The organism is Nonomuraea pusilla (genome assembly GCF_900109355.1).
In the GTDB taxonomy this organism is placed as follows: domain Bacteria; phylum Actinomycetota; class Actinomycetes; order Streptosporangiales; family Streptosporangiaceae; genus Nonomuraea; species Nonomuraea pusilla.
In genome coordinates, this window is sequence record NZ_FOBF01000002.1 from 196,857 (window position 1) to 220,857 (window position 24,001).

Genomic DNA, 24,001 nt, shown 5'->3' on the forward strand with positions numbered 1-24,001 from the left:
TGTGTGATGGCACGGTCAGGGCGATGTCGTCGCAGTCGTGGTCCGGCTCGCATAGTGGCGAGCGAGGGCGTGGAAGGCTTCCTTCGGCTCCCACGGCATGCCGGGATAGGTGGTGGCTTGGGCGCCGTCGAGCATCTTGACGATGCCGTAGGAGCCGATGTCGAGGTCGTCTGTGGGGTTGGCGCGGTGCGGGAGCTCGAACCCGGCGAAGCTGAACCAGAAGACGGTGTCCATGCCGACCTCGTCGAAGACGGTCAGCAAGTCGTCCATGTAGCGGACCTGCTCGCCCTCGTCGCGTTCGGTGCCGGGCTTGACGCGGCCGTTCTCAACCACGGTCCAGCCGCCGGCGCCCCAGTCGGCCGCGCCGCGGAAGGTGCAGCAGCCGGCCTCGGTGACGGCGACGGGCTTGCCGTGGGTGAAGTGCTCGCGCAGGTCCTGGCGGAAGGTGGCGGCGTTGTGGCGGTTGCGGTAGGCGTCCACGCCGATGATGTCGAAGGGCGTCCAGTCGACGCGCTCGATGGGGATGGAGGCGTAGCTGAGCGGGCCGCCGAAGCGGGGGCGTACGGAGGCGGCGACCTGGGAGAGGAAGGCGTTGACGGGGCGGGGGAGCGCGGCCAGTGCCGCGGCGCGCTCCTCGGGCGCGGCGCGCAGGGCCTGCATGCGTTCGGTGAAGGTGTCGCCAGGCAGGTAACCGCGGGCGAACAGGCTCAGCTCGCACCCGGTGACGAGCACGACGTCGGCGCCCTGGCGGCGCAGCGTTTCGGCCCGGTCGGCGCAGTCGTCGAAGTAGGGCAGCATCTGCTGCTCGGTGAGTTCACAGGGAAACGGCGAGAACCAGACCTGCAGTCCGGCCTCGGCCGCGTGCTGGGCGGCGGTCGTGAGCCGATCGAGGTCGCCGCCGGTGATCCGGACGGCGTTGCAGTGCAGGTCGTCGGCGATGATGCGCATCTCGCGTGCGACGGTCGCCGGGTCGAAGAGGCTGCGGCTGCTGTCGCCGTTGGGAAAGGTGCCGGTGTCGTACTGCACGCCTTTGCCACGCATGACTCTCCCCTAAGGTTCGTTTAGTTTCTTAAAGTAGAAGATAAGATACGCGATGTGCCCAAAACGGAGATGGACGATACCCGGCGCAGACGCCGCCGGGGCGCGGAACTGCAGACGGTCCTCTTGGAGGCGGCCTGGCAGGAACTGCGCGCTGTCGGCTACCACGAGCTCACCTACGACGCCGTGGCCGCCCGCGCCCGGACGAGCCGGACGGTGCTCTATCGCCGCTGGCCGCATCGACGTGACCTGGTGCTGGCCGCCATGCGTCAGCAGGTGCCTGCACCCCCGCCCATACCTGACACCGGCTCTTTGCGCACCGACCTGCTGACCCTGCTCCGCCTGGTCAGCTCACGCATGATCGAGCTCGCCCCCGTCCTTCAAGTCATCGGCGACGGCCGGGCAGATGACAGCGATCTCACCGACTACCTGCGCGAGCGCGTCACCCAGGCCGGTACGCGCGAGATGGACGCCCTGCTCCAACGCGCTGTGCTACGCGGCGAGATCAACCACGCCCGCACCCCGGCCCGGGTCGCCGCCGCGCCCATCACGCTCGTCTCCGTGGAGACGCTCATCCATCGCCGTCCGCTGCCTGAGACCGCACTCACCGAGATCGTCGACCAGATCGCCCTGCCCCTGCTCGCAAGCCACGATCGAGACGACACGTAGGAGAAGCCGGCACAGCAGGCGCCGCCGTGGCCAGGGGCGGGGCCGCGCTCGTCCGCGGTGCTGGCCGGCGACCGCGGAAGCGCCGGGTGCACCGGGGCGGTGTCGCGCCGTCGCGGCAGTGCGGCCGCCAGGAGAGCGACGGCGGCCGGCACCACGGCGATGGCGGCGAAGGCCTGCCCATAGCCGGCCGCCAACTCCTGCGCGGGGCCGGACCGCCGGATTCGCCACCCTCCCCCGCCGTTGCAGCCACCAGGGCGGCCAGGCCGAGCGCGCCGCCGATCTGCTTGCCGGTGCTCATCAGCCCGGAGGCTGCCCCCGCGTCGGCCGCGGCGACGATGAGCACGCGATCGTCGGTGCGGCGCATCAGCCACGGCGTCACCTTCAGGCCCACCAGCATGGTTGGCAGGGTGTGCGGCAGGAACGCCAGCCGGTCTGCGGCCGGTGATCAGGAATGAGCGGAGGGCATTCAGGACCATGTTGTGACGCAAGACCTGAACACCCTCTTGACCGCACTGTACGTGAAGATCGACGACGAGTTGGGCGGACCGCGATGGATGGGCAGACCTCCCGTGTTGACCGACTCCGAACTGGTCCGTGTCGCGGTCGCCCAGCCGATGCCCGGCTTCACTTCCGAGGTCCACTGGCTACGCTACGCCCGCAAGCACCGCAGGGACCTGTTCCCCTACTTGCCGCTACAGTCGGGCTACAACAAGCGGCTGCGCGCCGCGCTCGGGCTGATCAAACGGGTCATCCGGATGCTCGCGAAATCGAGCGACTTCTGGCTCGACGACTGCTGGATCGTGGACTCCACCCCGATACCCTGTGGAATGTCCCGGCCCCACTGTGAAACGCTCGGACCTGGCCGGATGGGCGGGCTACGGCTACTGCGCCAGCCACTCGCGGTTCCACTGGGGGCTGAAGCGATCACCCGGTCGTTGATCGCCTACGACCGCTGACCGGAAATCGGACTTACTTGTCTGGAGCGTCACCCTGCTGTCTCGCCCGCCACCGCCTCGTCGCCCAGAGTCAGCCTGCTGTGAGCCCGGGCCGCGCCGGGTCCGCACGCCGCCACCTGCCGCCCGAGCCCGGCGAGGGCGGCCGGCACGGCGGGCCGGTTGCGCATGCCGCCGCCTGCCGTCCGAGCCCGGTGCGGGCGGCGGGACGCCGCCTTCCCGCCGATGGATGAACCGCGGCAGCCGCGCGTCAGGATCCGTGGTGGGACCGCGCGCCGGCGACCGTCGCGATCAGCAGCGGGATCACCCCCCATGCGGCGAGCACCGTGAACGCCGCCCAGGTCGGCATGATGTCCGGGAGCTGCTCGATCAGCTGGAGCGCCGGGTACGCCGGCAGGAACCGGCTGATCTGCTCGCCCCCAGGCAGGTTGATGACGAGGAACGGCAGCACGAGAACGATCGCCACCAGCGCCGTGGCCGCCACGGCGCCGTTGCGCAGGATCGCGCCGAGCGCCAGCCCGAGCAGCGTGGTGACCACGATCATCAGCGTGCCGCCGGCGATCACCGTCCAGGCTCCGGCGGGCAGCAGCGAGGGGCGGAACTCCGCGGCGAAGAACCGCCCGAAGAGATAGCCGGGCACGGAGATGAGCAGCGAACCGCCGACCGCGGCCCCGCTCAGGACCGCCGCCTTCGCCATCAGCACCCGGACCCGGGACGGCGTGGCGACGAACGTCGTGTCGATCATCCCGGACGCGTGCTCGCCGCTGACGCTCATCGTGCCCAGCATGCCGAACGGCAGCTGGGCCAGGACCACTCCCACGTACACGGCCACGACGATCCCCATGGCGGCCTGATCGCTCGTCCGGCCCGGATCCCAGCGCGCGATGACGGTGGAGGCGCCCAGCACGGTGAGCACGAGCGACATCAGCACCCCGACGCCCAGCGCCCACCAGGTGGAACGCAGCGTCCGGAGCTTGATCCACTCGGCGGCGACCGCGCTCACCGGGCGCTCCTCGAGATGACGTCCATGAACGCGTCCTCCAGTGACATGCCGGGGCGTACCAGCTCGCTGATCGGGGCGTCGGCGCGCAACCGGCCCTGGGCGACGACGATCAGATGATCGGCCGTGACCGCCATCTCGCTCATCAGGTGGCTCGACACGAGCACGGCGCGGCCCTCCGCGGCTAGGGACTTGAGCAGGCCGCGCATCCAGCGGATGCCTTCGGGGTCGAGCCCGTTGGTCGGCTCGTCGAGCACGAGCACCTCCGGGTCGCCCAGCAGCGCCGCGGCGAGCCCCAGCCGCTGCTTCATGCCCAGGGAGAACCCGCCGACGCGCCCGCCTCCCACGTGCCCGAGCCCCACCAGCTCCAGCAGCCCGCCGATGCGCGTGCGGGAGATGCCGTTGGAGCGGGCCAGCCACCACAGGTGCCGGTCCGCGCGCCGCCCGCCCTGCACGGCGGTCGCATCCAGCAGCGCGCCGACCTGCGTGAGCGGCCTTCTCAGCTCCCGGTAGGGCACGCCGTTCACCGTGGCCCGTCCGGCCGTGGGCCGGTCGAGGCCGAGGAGCAGCCGCATGGTGGTGGTCTTGCCGGCGCCGTTCGGGCCGAGGAAGCCGGTGATCCTGCCGGGGGAGACCGTGAAGGAGAGGTCGTCCACGGCCAGGGTCCGCCCGAAGCGTCTGGTCAGTCCGTTGACTTCGATCATGTCTTTCACGATCGGCCGTAACCGGCCCGTCGCGCATCGGTCTTGGGACCGATACGGCGAGCGCGGCGACCGGGCTAGGTTCATACCGTGCGCGAACCGATCCGACTTCCCCTGCTGAGCCGGGTGCCGGCCTGGGCCTGGGTGACGATCGACGCCGGCGTCGCCCTGGTCTTCGCGGCCTCCTTCATCGGGCTCGCCTCGTCGAGGAACCTGTCGCAGCCCGACGTGCTCGACTACGCGGCAGCCCTCGCGACCAGCCTGCCCGTTGCGGTCAGGCGGTTGTGGCCGCGTCCGGTGTTCTTGATCGTCCTGCTGGGGGGCCTGGGCATGCGCCAGTTCTTCATCCCGCACGCCGATCTGCTCTGCCTGCCTCTTGCGCTGTACACCCTGGCCACCCGGAGCAAGGCCGTGCTCCCGCTGCTCGTGGCGGCCGTGGCCACCGCGCAGGGTGTGGCGGAACCCCCGTTCTCGGCGGTGACGCGCGACCAGCTCGGGCTGGTGCTGGCGATCCTGACAGCCTCCTGGGCCGCAGGCACGGCCGTGCGCCAGCGCAGGCTCTACACCGAGCAACTCGCCGCGCAGGCGCGGGAACGGGCACGGGGGGAGGCGATGGCGGAGCGGCTGCGGATCGCCAGGGAACTGCACGACGTCATCGGCCACAGTCTCAGCACGATCGCCGTGCAGGCGGGCGTGGCAGGCCACGTGGGCGGGGCGGAGGAGATGAGCCGCGCGCTGGCCTCGATCGAGGAGACCAGCAGGTCGGCCCTGCGCGAAACCAGGCAGCTGCTCGGCGTGCTGCGCGAGGACGGCGAGGCCGACCTCGCCCCGGCCCCCGGGCTCGCCGATCTCGACGCGCTCGTCGCGAGGACCAGGGCGGCGGGCCTGGAGGTGGAGCTGCACAGCGACGGCGACGTGGGCGGGGAGATGGAGTCGACGGTCTACCGGATCGTCCAGGAGGCGCTGACCAACGTGCTCAAACACGCCGGCGCCCGCCACGTCCTGGTGCGGATCGAACGGCAGGAGGACGAGTTGAGGGTGGAGGTCACCGACGACGGCACGCGAGGCCAGGCACAGCCGTACGGACACGGCCTGACAGGGCTGCGCGAGCGCGTGCACCTCTTCGGCGGCGAGTTCGAGGCAGGCGCTCGCCCCGTACGCGGCTTCCGCGTGATGGCGAGGCTGCCGCTGTGATCAGGGTGCTGGTGGCCGACGATCAGGCGCTCATCAGGGCGAGCTTCCGAAGGTTGATCGACTCCGCGCCGGGGTTCCAGACGGTCGGCGAGGCGGCGACGGGCGCGCAGGCGGTGACAGCGAGCGCTCGCGACCACCCCGACCTGGTGCTCATGGACGTGCGCATGCCGGAGATGGACGGCATCGAGGCCACACGTCGCATCTGCGCCGACCATCCGGGCACGCGCGTGCTCATGGTGACCACGTTCGACCTGGACGAGTACGTCTACGGAGCACTCCGGGCGGGCGCTGCGGGCTTCCTGCTCAAGGACACTCCGCCCGCCGAACTGATCAGGAGCATGAACGTCATCGCGTCGGGCGAGTCGCTGCTGGCGCCGACCGCCACGCGGCGGCTGATCCAGCGGTTCGTGCACCCGCCGTCGCGGGCGGGCGGCCTCGACATCACCGAACGCGAGCGCGAGGTCCTCGTCCTGGTGGCGCGGGGCATGTCCAACGCGGAGATCGCCCAGAGCTTGTACGTCAGTCTCAGTACGGTGAAAACGCACGTCAGCAGCCTGTTGACCAAGCTCGGCGCCCGCACCCGGGTCCACCTGGTCATCGCCGCCTATGAGGCCCACCTCGTCTGAGGGGTTCTCACCCCGCCGCGGCTCACCCCGCCGCGGCTCACCCCGCCGCGGCTCACCCCGCCGCGGCTCACCCCGCCGCGGCTCACCGCACCGAGGTCGTTGCGCTCGACCGGAGGCGCGAGCGTGCCGTCCGAGGGGCCGTCCGTGCCGGGCGCCGCGCGTGGGGGAGCGGCATGAGCGGGAGCGGGCCCGCCGCCTCCTCCTCCTCCTGCCTGGTCCCGGCCGCGGGCCGGCGGCTGAGCCGGATCGCCTCGGCGGCTGGTTTGACCCTACGTGTGGGACGGTCCGCATGGCCCTGCCGACCGGCCGCGCCATGCGACGGACGAGCACGCCGATCACACTCGACCCGTCGCCGGGGCGTCCTCCGGTAGGCGCCGGTCGCCGGGGCGTCATCCGTAGGCGCCGGTCGCCTGGAGGTGCTCGTCCGGGACGCCGCCGACGACGTCCAGCCCGGCCCGGCCCCGGACGAGCAGGATCCAGGGCGGCGCGGCTCGGCGCCGATCGTCAGGGCTACCATCCGGTTCTCCCTCAGGGCCCGGAGCTTCCGCACGGTCTCCGAGCCGTTCCAGGCGAACGCGAACGGGACATGCGCGGTGTGCCGTACTCGGCGACGCACGCGAGGCGCGTCACGTCGCGAGCCGGCGGCGCCTGGGTTCGGCACCTCGGTGATCTCGTTCGGTGGCGAGGTCGCTCTTGCCGTCGTCGTTCCCCGGCCCGGCCGGTGGCGCGTTCTGGCCGGTCGCGGGTCGGCCGCGACGGGCCGTCAGCCGAGTTCCTCGGCCAGGGCGACGACGATGCCCTCGGGGCCGCGGATGTAGCAGAGCCGGTAGACGTCCTGATACCGGACCACGTCGCCCATGAGTTCGGCGCCGTGGGTACGCAGGCGGGCGATGACGTCGTCGATGTCCTCGACCGCGAACATGATGCGGCGAATGCCCAGAGTGTTCACCGGGGCGTCCTCCGGCACGCCGGGGATCGCCTCCGGCGTCTGGTACTTCGCCAGCTCGATCCGCCCGTGGCCGTCCGGGGTCCGCATCATCGCCACGTCCACTCGTTGGTCGTCGAGCCCGACGAGACTCGCCGCCCAACGCCCTTCGACCACTGCCTTGCCCTCCAGCTCCATGCCGAGTTCCACGAAGAACGCGATGACCGCGTCGAGGTCGTCGACGATGATGCTGACGTTGTCCATCCGCTTGATCGTCATGGTGGTTCTCCTTCTTCGTCGCGCGGCCCATCATGGCCGCTGATGTACCTGGGACGGAGCCACCGCCACATTCTCGACATCAGAAACGTACTGAATTCCAGGGACGTGTTTCCGGCCGCCACGGCCCTGGAAGCTCGGCCAGGCGGAAAGCCGCCGCTGTCCGCGGCGCGGAGGCCATGTCATCGGGTACGAATCCAAGCCACGGCGGGAGCGCAGGGACACGGCGAGCCCGAGTCGGCCGGCCGGACCCTCGGCCTCGTCGAGGTGGACCGGGTCGAGCTGGACGATCTTCAAGGCGACGTCCAGGTCGGGCCTCCAGGGTGAAGAGTCCGGCGACCATCTCCTTGACCTCGATGAACGGGCCGCCGGTAGCGGGCCGCCCGCGCGAAATCGAGGAGGCGTGGTGTCGGGCCGCGTTGCGTACCCCGCGACGCCGTGCCCGCCCGGCTCCTCGGCCTGGGCCAGGCGCCGCTTCGCACTCGGGAGAGCGTCTTCGGGTCCGCCGGCCGGCGGGCGGCGGGCGGCGGGCGGCGGGCGGCGGGCGGCGCGACGAATCTACAATGTAAAGGCGCTCGGTCCGATCATGTCTCCATGGGCAGGACGGCATCCTCGACAGCTCGACCACCGACCGAAGTCCAGTCGCCGCGCCGATCCCGCATTGCTACGATGAGCAACCGAAAAGCAACTCTTCGTAAACAGGTGGGAGCCCCCTCATGCGCACACTCCTGTACCCCCTCGGCTCGTCCCTGGCCGTGCTCGGCGCCGCGCTCGCCCTGGTGACGCTGCCGCACGTCAGCGCACGCGCCGACACCGACGCCGGTGAGCGCTACATCGACTCCTTCTTCACCGAGGCAGGGTGCAGGAAGGCGGGCGCCGACGGCGTGGGCCAGCGGAAGTGGAGCCACTACATCTGTGTCAAGGCGCCCTTCGACCGGCTCGGCACGTGGGACCTGTGGGTGAAGTAACGGCAGCCTCCGCCCCGGCCCCTGGTCCGGCCCCTGTCCCTGCCTCTGTCCGCCTGTCCGGCGCTTTGCGCGGGCGCGGCGCGTACGCCGCCGGCATGGCGGGGGCGCTGCTGCTCGCCGTCCTCGTGGCGAGGCTCGCCGCGCTGCTCCCGGGGTGGGGCGAGGAGGGGTTCGGCGGGCCGGGCGGCGTGCGCGCCGCCGCCGAGGCCACCCGGCTCGTGGTCGGGCTGCCGGTCTGCGTGGTCGCGGTGCTGCTGCTCGCCGACAGGTACGCCTGCCGCAGGGGCGCGCTGGTGCTGGCCGCCGGCGCGGTCTGGATCGGGCCTCCCGCGTTGCTCGAGGTGCTCGCCGGGCTGTGGGGCCAGGCCGTCCCGGTCGCCGCGGTGACGCTGCTGCTGGCCGCGTCGGCCACCGCCTGCCAGCCGCTCACCGTCCTCCTGCTGCCCCTGTGCCTGCTGCCGTCCCCGTTCCCGCCCGGCTGGCGGCGTGGCGTGGTCGCCGGGTGCGCCGTGGTGACGATGGCGTACGCGCTGGTCTGGGGTCTTGGCACGCCCGGACTTGCCGGAGTGCCGAGCCCGTGGTCGGGCACGGGGCCGGGGGAGTGGGCGGGCGACCTGCTGCACGAGAGCCAGGACGCCCTCGACGCCATGACGCTCGTGGTGGCCACCGCTGTCACGGCCGATCTGGCGTGGGGCGCGCTCCGCGCGCCGGAGCGGGACGGCCGCCGTGTCAGGGCGCTCATCGCGGTGGCGTACCCGGTGTGCGTCTGCCTGCTGCTGTCCGACCTGTGGAGCGAGCGGGGCACGGTCGTCGCGCGGTCGGCCGGGGTCGCGGTGTGGCTCGCGGTGATCTGCGGCGCGGCCTCGCGCGGCGGGCTGTGGCGGTTGGAGCGGGTCACCAGTCACCGGCTGGCCCGCGCGTTCGTGCTGGCCGTGCTCGCGGTCGCCGCCGCCGTCGCGGGAACGGCGGCCTGGACGGCCCACCCGGCGGGGCGCAGCGCGGAGACGGCCGTCGCGGTGGGATGCGCGCTGGTGGCGGGCTGGGCGGCCAGGCCGCTCGTGCGCCATGCCTCGCTGGCCGTCGAGCGGGCCTTCTACGGTCCCCGCGCCCGCCCGCACGAGGCGGTGCGGGCGCTGGCCGCGCGGCTGCAGCACGCGCCGTACCCGAGCGACGTGCCCGAGCAGATCTGCCGCAGCGTGGTGGAGGACCTCGGGCTGTCCGGGGCCCGCATCGCCGTCGAGACCCGGTCGGGCCCGCGACTGCTGGCCGCCGCCGGCGCCCCGGTCGGCGAACCCGTTCAGGTCTTCCTCCTGCGCCACCACGGGCAGGTGGTGGGCCGTCTGGAGGCGTCCAGGGACGGCGCCAGCACACCGGAGGAGCGCGACGGCGAGCTGCTGTCGCTTCTGGCGGACCAGGCCAGCCCGGCACTGGCCGCCCTGCGCCTGGGGGAAGAGGCGCAGATGGCGCGCGAACGCCTGGTGCTCGCCCGCGAGGAGGAACGCCGCCGGCTGCGCAGGGAGATCCACGACGGCCTCGGCCCGCAACTGGCCGCCGTGCAACTCCGCCTCGGCACAGCCCAGGCATGCATGGCCGACGTCGCGGCGTCGGGAGGCGCGGCGCGCGATGGTGCCTCGCCGGCCTCCGGCGGTCCCGGATGCGCGTGTCCTGCTGATGCAGGGGGCTTGCCGGGGCCGGTCGAGGGTGGCGGCCGGGAGTTCGGGAGCTCCGCGGGTCCGGCCGGATCGCTGGGTGCCGCCGGGGCGCAACTGCGGGCGGCGGCGGAGGTGCTGGGCGAGGCGCTGGCGGAGATCCGGCGCATCACCGCCGGACTCACGCCCGCCCTCCTCGTGGAGCGCGGCCTGTTCGACGCCACCAGACTGCTGGCGCGCCGGCTCACCACCGAAGCGGTCGAGGTCGTCGTGGACGATCCGGTCACGCCGCTGCCGCCACCGGCGCCCGCGGTGGAGACGGCCGCGTACCGCATCGCCGCCGAGGCGATCACGAACGCGGTACGGCACGCGCGCGCCCGCCACGTCCGGGTCGCCTTCACGGCGGGGCCCGCCGAGCTCACCGTGACCGTCGCGGACGACGGCGCCGGGTTCGCCGCCGGCGTCGTACCGGGCACCGGGCTGGCCTCGCTCGTGGAGCGGGCCGAGGAGATCGGCGGCAGCGCCACCATCGACACCACCCCGGACGGCACCACGATCACCGCCACCCTGCCCACCATGAGAACGCCCCCTGCCGCCCCCGCCACGGCCTTACCCGCCGCCAACCCTGACAGCCCCGCACCCACCACGCCCCTTCAACCGAGAGTGACGACTCCGAGCACGGCCGCAACACCCTGGCCCTTTCGGGCGGCGGGGGCGATTCCGGGCACAGCCGCGACCGGCTCGCCCTTTCTGGCGGCGGGGACGATTCCGGATTCGGCTGCGACCGCCTGGCGCTTGCAGGCGACCGGGACGCCCCCGGGCGTGGCCGCGACCTCCTGGCTCTCTCAGCCGTCCGGCACGCCTCTGGGTACGGGCGCGACCTCCTGGCCACTTCTGGTGACCGGGACGACTGCGAGTATGGCCGCGACTACCTGGCTCTTTCGGGCGGTGGGGACGACTCCGGGCACGAGCGCGACCTCCTGGCCCCTTCCGGCGGCGGGGACGATTCCGGGCGGGGGTGTGGCCCTCCCGGCAGCCCCTGTGGGAGCGGCCGTCGGAATGGCCCTTCCTGGTGCAGGCCCCGGTTCCGCTGGGGTCGCGGGCGGGGCTGTCCTTTCGACTGCCGATCTTGCCCCCGACGCGGCAACGGCGATCCCCTTCCCTTCTACGGCGATCGCCCTCCCCTCTACGGCGGATGCCGACACCGACCAGGGGACGTCCCCTCGCATGAGGAACGAAGCGCGCGACGGTGGGGGCGCCCTCGCATCCCCTGACAAGGAGGTCGGCGATGGAGGAGCATGACGGCGGTGCGGCGCCTCCCTGGCGGGTGCTGCTGGTCGACGATCACCCGTTGTTCCTGGAGGGGCTGGCCGCGGCGGTGGGGCTCGACGGCGAGTTCGAGGTCGTGGGCAGGGCGGCCACCGGCGAGGAGGCGCTCGCCGAGGCCGCCCGTACCCGACCCGACCTGGTGGTCATGGACCTGGGGCTGCCGGGCCGGTCCGGTGTGGAGACGACCCGGCTCCTCCTGCAGGCCCAGCCGGCCGCGCGTGTCCTCGTCATGACGATGTCGGAGGACGACGACAACCTGCTGGCCGCCGTCCGGGCCGGTGCCCGCGGCTACCTGCTGAAAGGCGCCGTACGGGAGGAGATCCTGCTCGCGCTGCGAACAGTCGGGCGGGGCGGCGCGGTGTTCAGCCCGTCGATGGCCGAACGCCTCGCCCGCCTGTTCGCAGCCGTCTCCGAGGGGCCCGCCAGGGAGGCGTTCCCGAACCTCACAGGCAGGGAACGCGAGATCCTCGACCTGCTCGCGCAGGGGCTGACCTACCGGCAGATCGCGCAGCGGCTCGTCGTCGCCGACAAGACCGTGCGCAACCACGTCGGGTCGATCTTCGCCAAGCTGCAGGTCCCCGACCGGGCCGCGGCGATCGTCCGGGCGAGAAACGCCGGCCTCGGCTCCGCCTGACCAGCCCGGCCGCCACTCTGGTCGGCCGGACCCACCCCCCGATGCTGACCCCACACCGGCGCCGCCCTGGGGCGGCCGGACGCGCCTGCGATGTTGAATCGGACCGGTACAGGCCTGGCTTGGGCCGGCCGGTCGCCGACCTCGGGATCAGACCGGGTACGCGCCAGCCTGGCCTGGCCCGCGCCGCGACGCCGGGACCAGATTCGCCCTGACCCCGGGCTGGCCGGTGCGTCTGTGGTCGGACCGGCATCGGCCCTCCCTTGACCTGGCGCGTTCCCGACCTCAGGGCATACCGAGTACCGGCCCCAGCATGGCCCGTCCCCGGCGCTGACACCAGGTCGGCGCCGCCCTGGGGTGTCGCCGGTGTTGGATCGGGATGGCAGCGGCTCTGGCTTGCCACGCCCCGTGCTGGGGGCGGACCGGGTTGGTCGGCCGGGTTGAGCCCCGCTCGGGCGGCTCGGAGAGGGCCCCGCCTGGCCCGTACGGTCGGGTGAGGACTGCTGAGCTGGTTGGCCGATCCGTACGGGCCGGGGGGAAGGTGGACCGGCTGGCCGGTCCATTACCCGGAGGGGCTGGGCCCGTCAGCCGGTTCTGTGGCTGGGCAGGGCCGGTTGGTCGGTCGGTAAGGGCCTGGAGGGGCTGGGCCGGTCAGCCGGTTCCTGCGGCTGGGCAGGGGTGGGCTGGTTGGCCAGTTCGTGAGGGGCCGGAGGGGCTGGGCTCCTTGGCCGCTCCCGTACCGGACCGGTGGAGCGGGGGCCGGTTGGAGGGGGTGGGGCGGCGTGGGGGTGGCCGGCCGGTGGGGGTGGTCAGCGGTCCGTCCAGAGGATCCACTGGAGCGTGCCGTCCGCGCACTGGTACTGCGACCAGTGGCCGCGATCGATCCCGTCCCGGCCCGCCTGCTCGCAGCCGGCCCGCGTCCAGTACTTGCCGCGCAGGACGGGCAGGTCGGCGGGGAGCACGGGCGAGACCTGGGAGGCGACCGTACCGGCGGTGACGGCGGCGGCGAGCTGGTGGGCGGTGCCGGTCTCGGCGGAGGCGGCGTGGTGGAGGGCGCCGGCGGCGGCGATGGCGGCGGCGAGGCCGGCGACGGTGAGCATGCGCTTCATGGGTTTCCTTCCGTTCCTTCCTTCGGTGGCAGGCCCGCCGGTGGGACGGGCCTGTGCTGACCAGTCAGGGAGCGCCGTTCGGGCCGGCGTCCCGTGTCCGGCGAGCGGGAGGGCCGTGTTTGTCGGCGTTCCGTGTTCGTCGGACAGGAACGAGTGTGGCCCGCCCTGTGTCCTGGGCGCCTGGGCCGTGCGGCCCGTCATGGTCCCGGGAATGAGGCCGCAACTTTGCCGAAGGGGGTATTCGGCCTGAATAGCCATATTGCTACTGTTGGTGACGTATCAAGTGCTATCAGTCACCATGGGGGTTCGCAGTGAAGATCGCCTGCGTGGGCGGCGGTCCCGCCAGCCTGTACTTCTCCATCCTGATGAAGCGGATGTCCCCGTCCGAGGACATCACGGTCTACGAGCGCGACCCCGTCGGATCCACGTACGGGTGGGGCGTGACCTACTCGGACCGGTTGCTCGGCAATCTGTACAGCGCCGACCAGGAGTCCGCGTGCGCCATCGCCGAGAGTTCGGCCTCCTGGAACCGCTGGGACCACCACCGCGAGGACGTCGCCATGACGACGCGTCCCGGCCACGCGGGTTACGGCATCAGCCGCCGCCGGCTGCTCTCCATCCTGGCTCAGCGGGCCCGCGTCCTCGGGGTGCGCATCCAGTACGAGCGCGAGATCACCGACGAGGGCGAGCTGGCCGAGGCCGACCTGATCGTCGCCGGTGACGGGGTCAACAGCGCGCTGCGCAACCGTCACGCCGACCACTTCGGCACCCAGGTGACGGCCGGGCGGAACGTCTACCTGTGGCTCGGCACGACCCGGGTGTTCGAGTTCTTCACGTTCGCGTTCAAGGAGACCGTGCACGGGTGGATCTGGTGCTACGGCTACCCGTACGACCCGCGGCACAGCACCTGCGTCGTCGAATGCTCGCCGGAGACGTGGAAGGGGCTCGGGTTCGACCGGGGGACCGAGGCCGACACACTGGCCCGGCTGGAGAAGATCTTCGCCGGCATGCTGGACGGCCACCCGCTCATGGGCCGCGGCGACGGCGAGGGCGGCGCGCACTGGCTGAACTTCCGCATGGTCGACAACCGGACGTGGTACCGGGACAACGTCGTCCTGATCGGGGACGCCGCCCACACCACGCACTACTCCATCGGCGCGGGCACCGGCCTCGCGCTGGGCGACGCCGCGACCCTCGTCAACGCGTTGCTGGAGGACCCGCGGCTGCCGTCCGCGCTCGCCGCCTACGAGAAGGAGGCGAAGGCGGCGCTGCGGACCGCCCGCCTGGCGGGCCGGCGCAGCGCCCGCTGGTACGAGAACATCCGGCGCTACACCGGCCTGCCGCCGGAGCAGATGTTCAAGCTGCACAGGGCGCGGTACTCCCTGCTGCTCCCGTACGTACCGCCGCGGCTGTACTACTGGGCGGGCCGGGTGAACGAGAAGTCGCTCGCCCGCGCCACCGGCTGGGTGTCCGGGAAGGTCGCCCGCGCCAGGGAGACCTTTACGCCACAGTAGGCGCCAGGCGGACCCGTACGTGACCGGCCAGGCGGGCCGCATGCCGCATCAGGCGCGCCCAGCCGGTACGCCACAGTAAGCGCTGCCCGCGCCCGGGTGGCACGACCGCCGGCCGTTCAGCGCGGTGATGGCCGTGCAGGTGCGGCCACGGCGCGGGCGCGGCCCGGCGTTCGGCTTCTGCGGCACGCGGGCGGGCGCAAGCCGCAGGCGGTGGTGTGGTCCTGGTCCAAGTGGCAGAAGACGCGGCGTGATGAACCGGGCCGCGATGCAGGTCTGCCCGTAACCGGCCGGTCAGCGGCCGGGCTCGCCGGTGCGGGAGCCGAAGGTGGTGTGGCCGTTCGGGCATTTCGGGATTTTGTCCCCCTTCTTCACGTGCACTTTCTCGCCGCATTCCGTGCAGTGGAACACGCCCGTCTCCTGGGCTGCCTCTCCGGCGTGTGCGACCATGACCGTCCCCTCCTTCCGGCGTTCCGCTACCCGCGACGGTGGTCGTGAGTCAGGTATGGGGATTTTTGGGGTGTTCGTCGGTCTGGGGTGCGGGTAGCCGACGTCCGGGAGGAAGAGAGGGGAGGCCGTCGTGGCGGTGGTGGTGGACCGCGCAGCCGTGGGGGAGCTGCTCGAAGGCGGACGGGCCCAGCTCGTCGAGGTGCTGCCACGCGCGGAGTACGACTGGGCGCACCTGCCCGGCGCGGTGAACCTGCCGCTGAAGGAGCTGGACGGGTCCGCGGCCGGCGGGCTGGACCGCGATCGTCCGGTGGTCGTCTACTGCCACGACTGGCTGTGCGACCTGAGCCCCCGCGCGGCACGCCGCCTGGAGCGGCTCGGTCTCCCGGAGGTGTACGACTACGCGGCCGGCAAGATGGACTGGATCGCGGGCGCGCTGCCGTACGAGGGGCACGCGGCGCTCGTGCTGCAGGCGGTGCGCCGCGACCCGGTCGTCGCCGACCTGGAGGACCCGTTGCAGGAGGTGGCGGACCGGCTGATCGCCGACCCGGCCGGGGTGGCGGTCGTCGTGGACCGCGACGGGGTGGTCGAGGGGCTGGTGGGGCCGCGCGAGCTGAAGGACGCCGAACCCGGGGTGAGGGCGGGGCAGGCGATGCGGTTCGGCGTCACCACCGTACGTCCCAGCGAGGAGCTGGAGGGGCTGGGGCGGCGGATGGAGCGGGCGCGCGTCCGTCACGTCGTGGTGACACGGCCGGACGGCACCCTGGTCGGCCTCTACGGCCTCGGCGACCTGCGCGCCCCCGGCTGGGAACCCGACCTGGGCTGAGACCGACACGGATCGGGAGCAGACGGTCGGGGTGCGGAAGCTCGCGGGGTGGCGCGCGGACCACGCCGGGCCGAAGGGCCGGCGTTGCCCCCGCGGCACGAGCACCGGCATCCTCCTGGCGTCCTGAGAACGATGATCAACAACCTGTTAGGGTCGCGGCATGGCTCATCTCCCTGTCCTCGTCGTCGGTGATGTCGAGGAGCAGCTCGACCCGTTCCAGCCGTACCCCTTGATCCACCTGCCTGACGAGCCGGGGCGGTGGCCGCTGAGATCGTGGCGCGAGCAGTACGAGAAGGCTCTGGCGGACCTCGGGGACGACCCCTCGGACGAGGTCGACGACCTGACGGATGTCGCCGCCGTGCTCACCCGCCGGCTCGGGGAGGACGTCAGGAAGGTCGGGCCGGACGAGTACGTCATCGAGCGGGAGACCAATCCTGACGCGCGCTTCGATTACTACAGCGAGGGCGGCTGGTTCGAGGGCGCGCTGCTGCGCCGCGACGGCGAGTGGGTGAGCCACGCGTTGAAGGACGAGGTCGACTTCGAAGGGATGCGGCGGCTCGCGCGGGAGCGGGCCGAGACCACGTTCGCCGAGTTCACGGCGGCCGTGAAAGGGCTGGAGCGCCCCCTTCCCCGGGCCGCCTGGCTGGCTCGGCGGGCGGGTGGGCCGGAGCGGGACGCGGCACTGCGCGAGGAGTATCTCAAGATCCCCTGGGTGGCGGCGGCCTCGCCCTTCGCCACGTCCACGTCGGACGTGCAGAACGTGTTCTGCCTGGACGCCCCCGACCCGAGAGCGGCCTACGTCGGGCAACAGGTCCGGTCCGCCGGGGTGAGCGAGGCGCTGGTCGTCAACGGGACGTGGCACTCCCGCCACGACCTGGGCGACCGCGCGCGGGGCAACACCTCGCAGTACTGGGCCGCCAGGTTCTGGGGGCTCCTCGGCCGCGTCTCCGGCGACGAGCAGCTGACGATGGTCGACTGCCACGTGTAGCCTCGCGGCCGGCGGAACGCTTCTCGGACTTCCGGGAGGGGCGGCACCGCTCCGGCTGACCAGGCGGGGCCGGCCGTCACGCGCCCAGGCCGCCGACGTCGCAGGTTTGTCGCGTGCCCTCAGCGGTGACCGGGTCCTCGTGCCGAGGTCGTGGAGCCCGTGGCTGCGGCCGTGAGGTGACGGCCACGATCAGCCCGGCGAGCGTGATCAGCGCCGCCGTGAACATGACGGCGTGGTGTCCCGCGCGGTCGATGACGATCCCGCCCGCGAAGGCGCCGAGAGCGATGCTCGCGTTGAACACGCAGACCCACAGCGCGCCCGACGTCTCGACTCGTGCGGGGTCGGCCTTGCGGACCCAGGTCTGCGTCGACACCGAGACCGCGCCGTACGAGACGCCCCAGAGCATCAGCACGATCAGCGCCGTGGCCGCGCTCGCGGTCGCGAACGGCAGCAGCGCCGCGGCCAGCGCCACGCCCGCCAGCACACCCGCCACGGTCCTGCTTCGTGCGTCCGCCCGCCCAGGGGCCGAGGGTGAAGGTGCCGGCGACGCCGGCCAGACCGTAGACCAGCAGGCATGCCGCGATCAGGCCCGCGCTCATGCTCGCGCCGGCTTCGAGAACGGGCCGGACGTACGTGTAGCCGGTGAAGTGACCGAGCACGACGAGTGCCGTGATCGCCAGCCCGGCGGCGACACCGCGGTTCCTCAGCGCGCCGGCGATTCCGCCGAGCCTGCTCCGCTCGTGGACCGGGAGCGCGGGAAGCGTCACGGCGAGGACGGCGGCTGCGACCACGCCGAGGAGCGCCAGCGCCCAGAACGCGGCCCGCCAGCCCAGAAGCGCCGCGATGTACGTCCCCAGCGGCACGCCGATGACCGAGGCGATCGAGACTCCCGAGAATATGAGCGCGGTGGCGAGCGCGATCCGTGGCCCGTCGGCGAGTCTCGGGCCCACTCCCGCGGCGAGCACCCATATGACGCCCATCGAGATGCCGAGGATGATCCGGGCGGAGGCCAGCATCGGGAAGCCGGGCGCGACCGCGGTCAGCGCGTTCGCCAGGGACAGCAGGATCATGAAGGCGACGAGCACCTTCCTGCGATCACGGAGTCCGATGAGCGCGGGAACGAAGGGCGACACGGCCGCGGCGACGATCCCTGTGATCGTGAGGGAGAGCCCGGTGACGCCGTCGGAGACGGAGAGTGTCTCCGCCATCGGGGTGAGCAGGCCGACGGGCATCATCTCGGAGGACACCACCGTGAACGTGCTCAGCGCCACGGCGATGACCGGAGGCCAGCGATGTCTGATCTCGCCTGCCCTTCGGAGTGGCTGGGTTTGGGCGTTCTTCACGACGCCAGTCCACCAGCGCCTCCGAGGCGCAACAAGATCGATTAGCTTAACGCGCCGTTAGCTCCAGTAAGCGAACCGGCCGGGCCGCGGCTCGCGGGGGAGCCGCGGGCAGGGCGTGGGCAGAACATGGGCCGCGCGCGAGGGCGAGCCGCGGCCCCGGCCCGGCCGGGCCGGGCTGGGGCGGGTCAGGGGGTGAGGGGGTAGTGGCAGGCCACCTGGCGGGTCGCGGTCTGGCGCAGGGGCGGGCGTTCGGTGCGGCAGCGGGGCTGGGCCGCCGGGCATCTCGGGTGGAAGGAGCAGCCGGACGGGCGGTCGATGGGGCTCGGGACGTCCCCCGTGAGCACGATCCGCTCGCGCCGGGGCGTCCCCGAGCCGTCGTCGATCTCCGGGACGGCCGACAGCAGGGCCTCGGTGTACGGGTGGGCGGGGGCCGCGTACAGGTCCTCCGCCTCGGCCACCTCGACGACCTCGCCCAGGTACATCACCGCGATCCGGTCGGACACGTGCCGCACCACGCCGAGGTCGTGGGCGATGAACACGTACGTCAGCCCCAGTTCCTCCTGCAGGTCGGCGAAGAGGTTGAGCACCTGGGCCTGCACGGAGACGTCCAGGGCGGAGACGGGCTCGTCGGCCACGACGAGCTTCGGGTCGAGCGCGATGGCGCGGGCGATGCCGATGCGCTGGCGCTGGCCGCCGGAGAACTCGTGCGGGTAGCGGTCCAGGTGCGCGCGGGCCAGGCCGACCAGGTCGAACAGTTCGGCGACCCGGTTCCTGACGGCTGCCGCGTCGCCGTACCCGTGGATCCGCAGCGGCTCCGCGACGGCGTCTCCGGCGGTGCGGCGGGGGTTGAGCGAGGCGTACGGGTCCTGGAAGACGAGTTGCATGGCGGGACGCAGCGGGCGCAGGGCGCGGCGTGACAGGCGGGTGATGTCCTGCCCCTGGAACTCGACGCTGCCGGAGGTGAGGTCGGTGAGCCTGACCAGGCACCGGCCGAGGGTGGACTTGCCGCACCCGGACTCGCCGACGACGCCGAGCGTCTCGCCGCTCCTCACCTCCAGGGAGACCTGGTTGACGGCGTGGACGGCGTGTCCGCCCGTGCGGAAGTGCTTGACCACGTCGGTGGCCTTGAGCAGGGTGCTCATCGCGTCCTCCTCCTGTCTTCCGGCAGCCAGCAGGCGTCGAGGTGACCGGGGTCGCCGGTCGGCGTCAGGGGCGGCGCCTCGTCGCAGGGGGCGAAGCGGTGCGCGCAGCGGTCGGCGAACGGGCAGCCGCGCTCGGCCGCCCCGGGGGCGCCGGGGATGGCGGGCAGGCGCCGGGCGCGGGGGCCCCGCACGCGGGGGACGGAGTCGAGCAGGCCCCAGGTGTACGGGTGGCGGGGGGTGTGGAAGACCTGCCGGCGGGCGCCGCGTTCGACGGCCCGCCCGCCGTACATGACGAGCACCTCGTCGGCGATCTCCGACACCACGCCCATGTCATGGGTGATCATGACGATGGCGGAGCCGTGGTCGGCGCGCAGGCGGCGCATGAGGTCGAGGATCTGCGCCTGCGTGGTGACGTCGAGGGCGGTGGTGGGCTCGTCGGCGATGAGCAGGGCGGGGTTGCAGGACAGCGCCATCGCGATGACGGCCCGCTGGCGCATGCCTCCGGAGAACTCGTGGGGGTAGGCGTCCACGCGCCGTTCGGGGGAGGGGATGCCGACCTCGTCGAGGAGCCGGACGGCGCGGTCGCGGGCGGCGCGCGCGGAGACCTTCTCGTGGGCGCGGATCTGCTCGGCGATCTGCCAGCCGACGGTGTAGACGGGGGTGAGCGCGGTCATGGGGTCCTGGAAGATCATGGCGATCTCCCGGCCCCGTACGGAGCGCATCTCGGCGTCCTTCAGCCCGAGCAGCTCACGCCCACGAAACACGATATTTCCGGAAACGTGGGCTCCGGGCGTGCGGATCAGGCCCAGCACGGCGAGCATCGACACGCTCTTCCCCGACCCCGACTCGCCCACGACGCCCAGCACCTCGCCGGGCCCCAGGGCGAACGACAGCCCGTCCACGGCGGTGAAGCGGCCGAAGCGGATCCTCAGGTCACGGACCTCCAGCAGCGGTTCAGGCACGGCGCACCCTCGGGTCGAGCCGGGCGTACACCACGTCCACCACGGCGTTGGCCAGTACGACGAAGAACGCCGCGTACAGGACGGTGCCCATGATCACGGGCAGGTCGAGGTTCTGCAGCGCCTGGTAGGTGAGCTTGCCGACCCCGGGGAGGCCGAAGACCACCTCGGTCAGCAGCGCGGCCCCGCCGACGAGCGCGCCGAAGTCCAGGCCGAACAGCGACACGATGGGGATCAGCGAGCAGCGCAGCGCGTGGCGCAGGAGGACGCGCCGCTCCGACAGTCCCTTGGCCCTGGCGGTGCGGACGTAGTCCTCGTTGAGCGCGCCGGCCAGCTCGCCGCGCAGCAGCCTGGCGTAGATGCCGGCGTACAGCAGGGCCAGCGTGAGCCAGGGGAGGAGCAGGTGCAGCGCCCACTGGCCGACGCCCTGCGACAGCGGCGCGTAGCCCAGCGGCGGCACCCAGGAGAAGACGGAGTCGTGCAGCTGCTTCTGCGTGAGCAGGTTGACGACCTCGCCCAGCCAGTACACAGGCAGCGAGACGCCGAAGACGCCGAGCAGCATGACCAGCGGGTCGATCAGGGTGCCGCGCATCGCGCCGGCGAGGGTGCCCATGGCGACGCCGAGCACCATCCAGATCACCGCCGCGCCGACGACGAGCGACAGCGTGACCGGGATCGCCTCGACGATCTGCGGGATCACGAGCGTGCCCCGGTTGACGAACGAGGTGAGGTCGTGGGTGACGAACAGGTGCTTCATCATCATCAGGTACTGGACGGGCAGCGGCCGGTCGAAGCCGAACGACGCCCGCACCTGCTCTAGCGTCGCCGGGTCGGCGTTCTTGCCCGCGATGCGGGCGGCCGGGTCGACGCCGGGGGTGGCGAAGAAGATGAGGAAGACCAGCACGCTGATCGCGAACAGCACGAGCGCGGCGGCGCCGAAGCGGCGCAGGATGTAGCCGATCATCAGGCGCCTCCGCGCAGGCGGGCGTTCGGGTCGAGCGCGTCGCGCACGCCGTCGCCGAGGACGTTGAGCGCGACGGCGGTCAGCCCGACGCACAGGCCGGCCGCCAGCGTGATCGCGGGCCGCGTGTAGAGCAGGGCGAGGCCGTCGTTGATGATGGTGCCCCAGCTCGCGTCCGGCGACTGCACGCCCACCGACAGGAACGACAGGGCCGACTCGGTGAGCATGTTGAGCGCGGTCATCAGCGGCAGGAACACCACCACGGTGGGCAGCACGTTCGGCAGCACCTCGCGGCGCATGATCCGCAGGTCGGACGCGCCCAGGCCGACGGCCGCGTGCAGGAACTCCTTGTCACGCAGCGCCATCACCTGCCCGCGCAGCGGCCTGGCCACGTACGGGACGTAGATCAGCGCGATGATGACGACGGGCAGGGCGAGGCTGCCGGCGTCGATGTGGATCGGGCCGAGGTGCAGTCCGCTGGTGAGCAGCACCACCGACAGGCAGATCGCCAGCAGGTAGACGGGGAAGGCCCAGACGACGTCGAAGAAGCGGGAGAGCACGGCGTCGATCCACCCGCCGAAGTACCCGGCGACGACGCCGAGCACGGTGGCGATCGCGCAGCACAGCAGCGCCGAGGACAGTCCGATCAGCAGGCTGTTGCGCCCGCCGTACAGGAGCCTGGCCATCACGTCGCGGCCCTGGTTGTCGGCGCCGAGCAGGTAGCTGCCGGGGTCCCAGGTGGGGCCGATCGGGGTGACGCCGAGGCCGAGGCCCTCGGTGCTCTGGGCGAGGACGGGCACCCGCTGCCCGTCCACGATGGCCGTGCCGGAGGCGTTGGAGGTGAACGGGTCGGTGCGGGCGACGGCGCCCGCGTAGACGGGCGCGAGGACGCAGGCCAGCACGATGAGCAGCAGGCCGGCCGCGGCGATCACGGCGGAGCGGTTGCGCCGCAGCCGGGCGAGCGCGCGCCGCCACGGCCCGGCGGACGGCCCCGCCGCCCGCCCGGCCGCCGCGGTGCGCGCCTTGTCGGCGGCGGAGGTCACGGCGCCGCTCACTTGACCCACAGCTGGTCGAGCAGCGCGTGGAACTGCGCGTGGAACTGGTAGTTGCCGACGTTCCTGGAGACGAAGTCGATCTGCTTGGGGTTGAACAGCGGGACGATCGGGCCCCGCTTCATGAGCTCCCTGTCGATCTCGCCCCACTGCCTGTCGGCGCCGGCCTGGTCGGTCTGGCCCAGCTTCATGGCCGCGGCCATCCTGGCGTCCATGTCCTTGTCGCAGTAGCCCGAGATGTTGATGCTGGCGTCGCTTCCCTCGCGGAAGGAGGCGCAGGACAGCAGCACGTTGAGGAAGTTCGAGGCGGCCGGGTAGTCGGCGTACCACTGCGAGACGCTGAGCTGGACCTTGTTCCTGGTGTTCTGGATGTAGGTGAAGTGGATGTTGGTGGAGATGACCTTCAACTTGGCCTGGTAGCCGATCTGCTCCAGCGAGCTGCGGACGTACTCGCCGATCTGCTTGCTCACCTCGTCGTCGGCGACCACGACGGAGACCTCCTGGCCCGCCGTGCCGGACTTCTGGACGAGGTCCTTGGCCTTGGCGAGGTCCTGCCGCGGGAAGTCGCAGAAGTCGGCGTGGCCGGGGAAGGCGGGCGGCAGGATCGTGCAGGCGGGTTGCGCGACGTTCGCGCCGCCGAACATCTTCACCATGGCGTTCTTGTCGAACGCCCACTGCAGTGCCTCCCTGGCCTCCGGCTTGTCGAAGGGGGCGAGGTTGACGTTCACCGGGATGTACCAGAACGCGGCGAGCGCGTTGACGTGGGCCTGCTGGGCGTACTGGGTGCCGATCTCGGTGAGCCGGTCCGCGGGCAGCGGGTCGAAGATCCAGTCGGCCTGGCCGTTCTGGACGGCGGTGACGGCGGCCTCGGGGGTGAGCCCGTAGGCGTAGTCGATCTCGTCGGGGTAGCCCTGCGGCTGCGCGTCCCTGGACCACTCCTTGAAGTGGGGGTTGCGAACCAGCTTCATCTGCTTGTTCGGGTCGTACGAGACCACCTGGTACGGGCCGGTGCCCGGGATGGGCGAGGTGCCCTGGTCCTTGGCGGGGGTGTCCTTGGGCAGGACGGCGGCGTGCGGGAGCGCCAGCTTCTGCAGGAACTCGGGGTCGGGCGCGACCAGCTTGATCGTGACGGTGCCCGCCGCGGCGTCGGCGACGACGCCCTGGTCGAGGGTGCAGCCGGCGGGCTTCTTCACGCAGTCTGCGGCGCCGACGATGCCGGCGTAGAAGGTGCCGGACGTCGGGCCGGACACCCGGAAGATCCGCTCGAACGACGCCACGACGTCGTCCGCCGTCACGGGGGCGCCGGTGGAGAAGGCGACGCCCTTGCGCAGGGTGAAGGTGTAGGTCGTGCCGTCGGCGCTGACCTGGGGAAGCTCCTGCGCCAGGTCGGGCACGATGTCGTACGACCGCTCGCCGCCGGTCTTCCTGAAGGAGACCAGGCCGTCGTAGAGCGCCTGGAAGATCTGCCAGTTGCCGTTGCTGTAGTTGATGTGCGGGTCGAGCGTGCCGTCGCCGGCCTTGGCCAGCAGGCGGAGGGTCCCGCCCTTGTGCTGTTCCTGGAACCCGGCGGCGGCCTGGCCCGGCTGCGCGGCGGCGCCGGTCGCCGGGCCGGTGCCGGTGGAGGCGCCGCCGCCGGAGCAGGCGGCGGCGCCGGCCGCCAGCAGCGCGGCGGCGGCGATGGCGGTGATGCGCTTCATCAGAGGG

22 protein-coding genes and 2 pseudogenes are annotated in these 24,001 nt (G+C 72.3%); 10 read left to right on the plus strand and 14 right to left on the minus strand.

The window, feature by feature from the left end:
• Window positions 1-15: 15 nt before the first annotated feature.
• On the minus strand, window positions 16-1,041 hold the full coding sequence (locus BMX74_RS03790) for a hypothetical protein (RefSeq protein ID WP_055501643.1): 1,026 nt from the start codon (window positions 1,039-1,041) through the stop codon (window positions 16-18).
• Between the two features lie 54 nt (window positions 1,042-1,095).
• Here BMX74_RS03790 and BMX74_RS03795 point away from each other — a divergent pair, with 54 nt between their 5' ends.
• Both BMX74_RS03795 and BMX74_RS03805 read left to right on the plus strand, forming a co-directional pair.
• Window positions 1,096-1,707 (plus strand): TetR/AcrR family transcriptional regulator, encoded by a 612-nt coding sequence (locus tag BMX74_RS03795; RefSeq protein WP_143078542.1) that lies wholly within the window; start codon window positions 1,096-1,098, stop codon window positions 1,705-1,707.
• Window positions 1,708-2,186: 479 nt separating this feature from the next.
• Window positions 2,187-2,628, plus strand: a pseudogene (locus BMX74_RS03805) (transposase family protein); the annotation flags it as partial.
• 64 nt (window positions 2,629-2,692) lie between these two features.
• On the opposite strand, the gene BMX74_RS43775 reads toward BMX74_RS03805, so the two are convergent.
• The 3 genes from BMX74_RS43775 to BMX74_RS03815 all read right to left on the minus strand — a co-directional run bounded on the left by BMX74_RS43775 (window position 2,693) and on the right by BMX74_RS03815 (window position 4,364).
• Window positions 2,693-2,830, minus strand: a complete 138-nt coding sequence (locus BMX74_RS43775) for a hypothetical protein (protein ID WP_177227209.1) — start codon at window positions 2,828-2,830, stop codon at window positions 2,693-2,695.
• Between the two features lie 80 nt (window positions 2,831-2,910).
• The gene (locus BMX74_RS03810; protein ID WP_055501645.1) at window positions 2,911-3,663 is read right to left on the minus strand and encodes an ABC transporter permease; all 753 of its coding nucleotides are present in this window, start codon (window positions 3,661-3,663) and stop codon (window positions 2,911-2,913) included.
• Window positions 3,660-4,364 (minus strand): ABC transporter ATP-binding protein, encoded by a 705-nt coding sequence (locus BMX74_RS03815; RefSeq protein ID WP_091098303.1) that lies wholly within the window; start codon window positions 4,362-4,364, stop codon window positions 3,660-3,662. Before BMX74_RS03815 ends, BMX74_RS03810 begins: the two co-directional genes overlap by 4 nt.
• Before the next feature lie 87 nt (window positions 4,365-4,451).
• Between BMX74_RS03815 and BMX74_RS03820 the strand changes: the two genes are divergently transcribed.
• Complete coding sequence (locus BMX74_RS03820) at window positions 4,452-5,555, plus strand: sensor histidine kinase (protein ID WP_063791948.1); 1,104 nt, start codon at window positions 4,452-4,454, stop codon at window positions 5,553-5,555.
• Window positions 5,552-6,181, plus strand: coding sequence for a response regulator (locus BMX74_RS03825; protein ID WP_091098305.1), 630 nt, complete (start codon window positions 5,552-5,554; stop codon window positions 6,179-6,181). Before BMX74_RS03820 ends, BMX74_RS03825 begins: the two co-directional genes overlap by 4 nt.
• Before the next feature lie 763 nt (window positions 6,182-6,944).
• Here the strand turns inward: BMX74_RS03825 and BMX74_RS03830 are convergent.
• Window positions 6,945-7,370: a VOC family protein gene (locus tag BMX74_RS03830; protein ID WP_201784551.1), complete on the minus strand. Its 426-nt coding sequence runs from the start codon at window positions 7,368-7,370 to the stop codon at window positions 6,945-6,947.
• A 728-nt stretch (window positions 7,371-8,098) separates the two neighbouring features.
• Here BMX74_RS03830 and BMX74_RS03835 point away from each other — a divergent pair.
• The 3 genes from BMX74_RS03835 (at window position 8,099) to BMX74_RS03850 (ending at window position 11,962) form a co-directional block, all read left to right on the plus strand.
• Window positions 8,099-8,350, plus strand: coding sequence for a hypothetical protein (locus BMX74_RS03835; protein WP_082534648.1), 252 nt, complete (start codon window positions 8,099-8,101; stop codon window positions 8,348-8,350).
• Window positions 8,351-8,445: 95 nt separating this feature from the next.
• A complete protein-coding gene (locus BMX74_RS45355) occupies window positions 8,446-11,301 on the plus strand; it encodes an ATP-binding protein (RefSeq protein WP_256256759.1) in 2,856 nt (951 codons plus the stop codon).
• A complete protein-coding gene (locus BMX74_RS03850) occupies window positions 11,288-11,962 on the plus strand; it encodes a response regulator (RefSeq protein ID WP_091098307.1) in 675 nt (224 codons plus the stop codon). The genes BMX74_RS45355 and BMX74_RS03850 overlap by 14 nt, the downstream gene beginning before the upstream one ends.
• A gap of 806 nt (window positions 11,963-12,768) precedes the next feature.
• On the opposite strand, the gene BMX74_RS03855 is transcribed toward BMX74_RS03850, so the two are convergent.
• Window positions 12,769-13,068: a hypothetical protein gene (locus tag BMX74_RS03855; protein ID WP_091098309.1), complete on the minus strand. Its 300-nt coding sequence runs from the start codon at window positions 13,066-13,068 to the stop codon at window positions 12,769-12,771.
• Window positions 13,069-13,379: 311 nt separating this feature from the next.
• On the opposite strand from BMX74_RS03855, the gene BMX74_RS03860 reads away from it, so the two are divergent.
• Window positions 13,380-14,582, plus strand: a complete 1,203-nt coding sequence (locus tag BMX74_RS03860; protein ID WP_143078544.1) for an FAD-dependent monooxygenase — start codon at window positions 13,380-13,382, stop codon at window positions 14,580-14,582.
• A gap of 291 nt (window positions 14,583-14,873) precedes the next feature.
• Here the strand turns inward: BMX74_RS03860 and BMX74_RS03865 are convergent, their stop codons facing one another.
• Window positions 14,874-15,029 (minus strand): zinc ribbon-containing protein, encoded by a 156-nt coding sequence (locus BMX74_RS03865; protein WP_055501653.1) that lies wholly within the window; start codon window positions 15,027-15,029, stop codon window positions 14,874-14,876.
• Between the two features lie 130 nt (window positions 15,030-15,159).
• Between BMX74_RS03865 and BMX74_RS03870 the strand changes: the two genes are divergently transcribed.
• On the plus strand, window positions 15,160-15,852 hold the full coding sequence (locus BMX74_RS03870) for a rhodanese-like domain-containing protein (RefSeq protein ID WP_091098312.1): 693 nt from the start codon (window positions 15,160-15,162) through the stop codon (window positions 15,850-15,852).
• A gap of 160 nt (window positions 15,853-16,012) precedes the next feature.
• Window positions 16,013-16,840, plus strand: coding sequence for a hypothetical protein (locus BMX74_RS03875; protein WP_091098314.1), 828 nt, complete (start codon window positions 16,013-16,015; stop codon window positions 16,838-16,840).
• A gap of 76 nt (window positions 16,841-16,916) precedes the next feature.
• Here the strand turns inward: BMX74_RS03875 and BMX74_RS43780 are convergent, their stop codons facing one another.
• The 7 genes and pseudogenes from BMX74_RS43780 to BMX74_RS03905 all read right to left on the minus strand — a co-directional run bounded on the left by BMX74_RS43780 (window position 16,917) and on the right by BMX74_RS03905 (window position 23,994).
• Complete coding sequence (locus BMX74_RS43780; RefSeq protein WP_177227211.1) at window positions 16,917-17,333, minus strand: MFS transporter; 417 nt, start codon at window positions 17,331-17,333, stop codon at window positions 16,917-16,919.
• Between the two features lie 73 nt (window positions 17,334-17,406).
• Window positions 17,407-18,075, minus strand: a pseudogene (locus BMX74_RS46575) (MFS transporter); the annotation flags it as partial.
• Window positions 18,076-18,368: 293 nt separating this feature from the next.
• Window positions 18,369-19,325: an ABC transporter ATP-binding protein gene (locus BMX74_RS03885; protein WP_091098317.1), complete on the minus strand. Its 957-nt coding sequence runs from the start codon at window positions 19,323-19,325 to the stop codon at window positions 18,369-18,371.
• Entirely contained in the window at window positions 19,322-20,287 is a 966-nt protein-coding gene (locus BMX74_RS03890; RefSeq protein WP_091098319.1) for an ABC transporter ATP-binding protein, read from the minus strand. Before BMX74_RS03890 ends, BMX74_RS03885 begins: the two co-directional genes overlap by 4 nt.
• A complete protein-coding gene (locus BMX74_RS03895) occupies window positions 20,280-21,248 on the minus strand; it encodes an ABC transporter permease (RefSeq protein WP_055501658.1) in 969 nt (322 codons plus the stop codon). Before BMX74_RS03895 ends, BMX74_RS03890 begins: the two co-directional genes overlap by 8 nt.
• Window positions 21,248-22,300 carry an ABC transporter permease gene (locus tag BMX74_RS03900; protein ID WP_256256761.1) on the minus strand — a complete coding sequence of 351 codons (1,053 nt, stop codon included), beginning with the start codon at window positions 22,298-22,300 and terminating at the stop codon, window positions 21,248-21,250. The genes BMX74_RS03895 and BMX74_RS03900 overlap by 1 nt, the downstream gene beginning before the upstream one ends.
• Window positions 22,297-23,994: an ABC transporter substrate-binding protein gene (locus BMX74_RS03905; protein ID WP_091098321.1), complete on the minus strand. Its 1,698-nt coding sequence runs from the start codon at window positions 23,992-23,994 to the stop codon at window positions 22,297-22,299. The genes BMX74_RS03900 and BMX74_RS03905 overlap by 4 nt, the downstream gene beginning before the upstream one ends.
• Window positions 23,995-24,001: the final 7 nt, after the last annotated feature.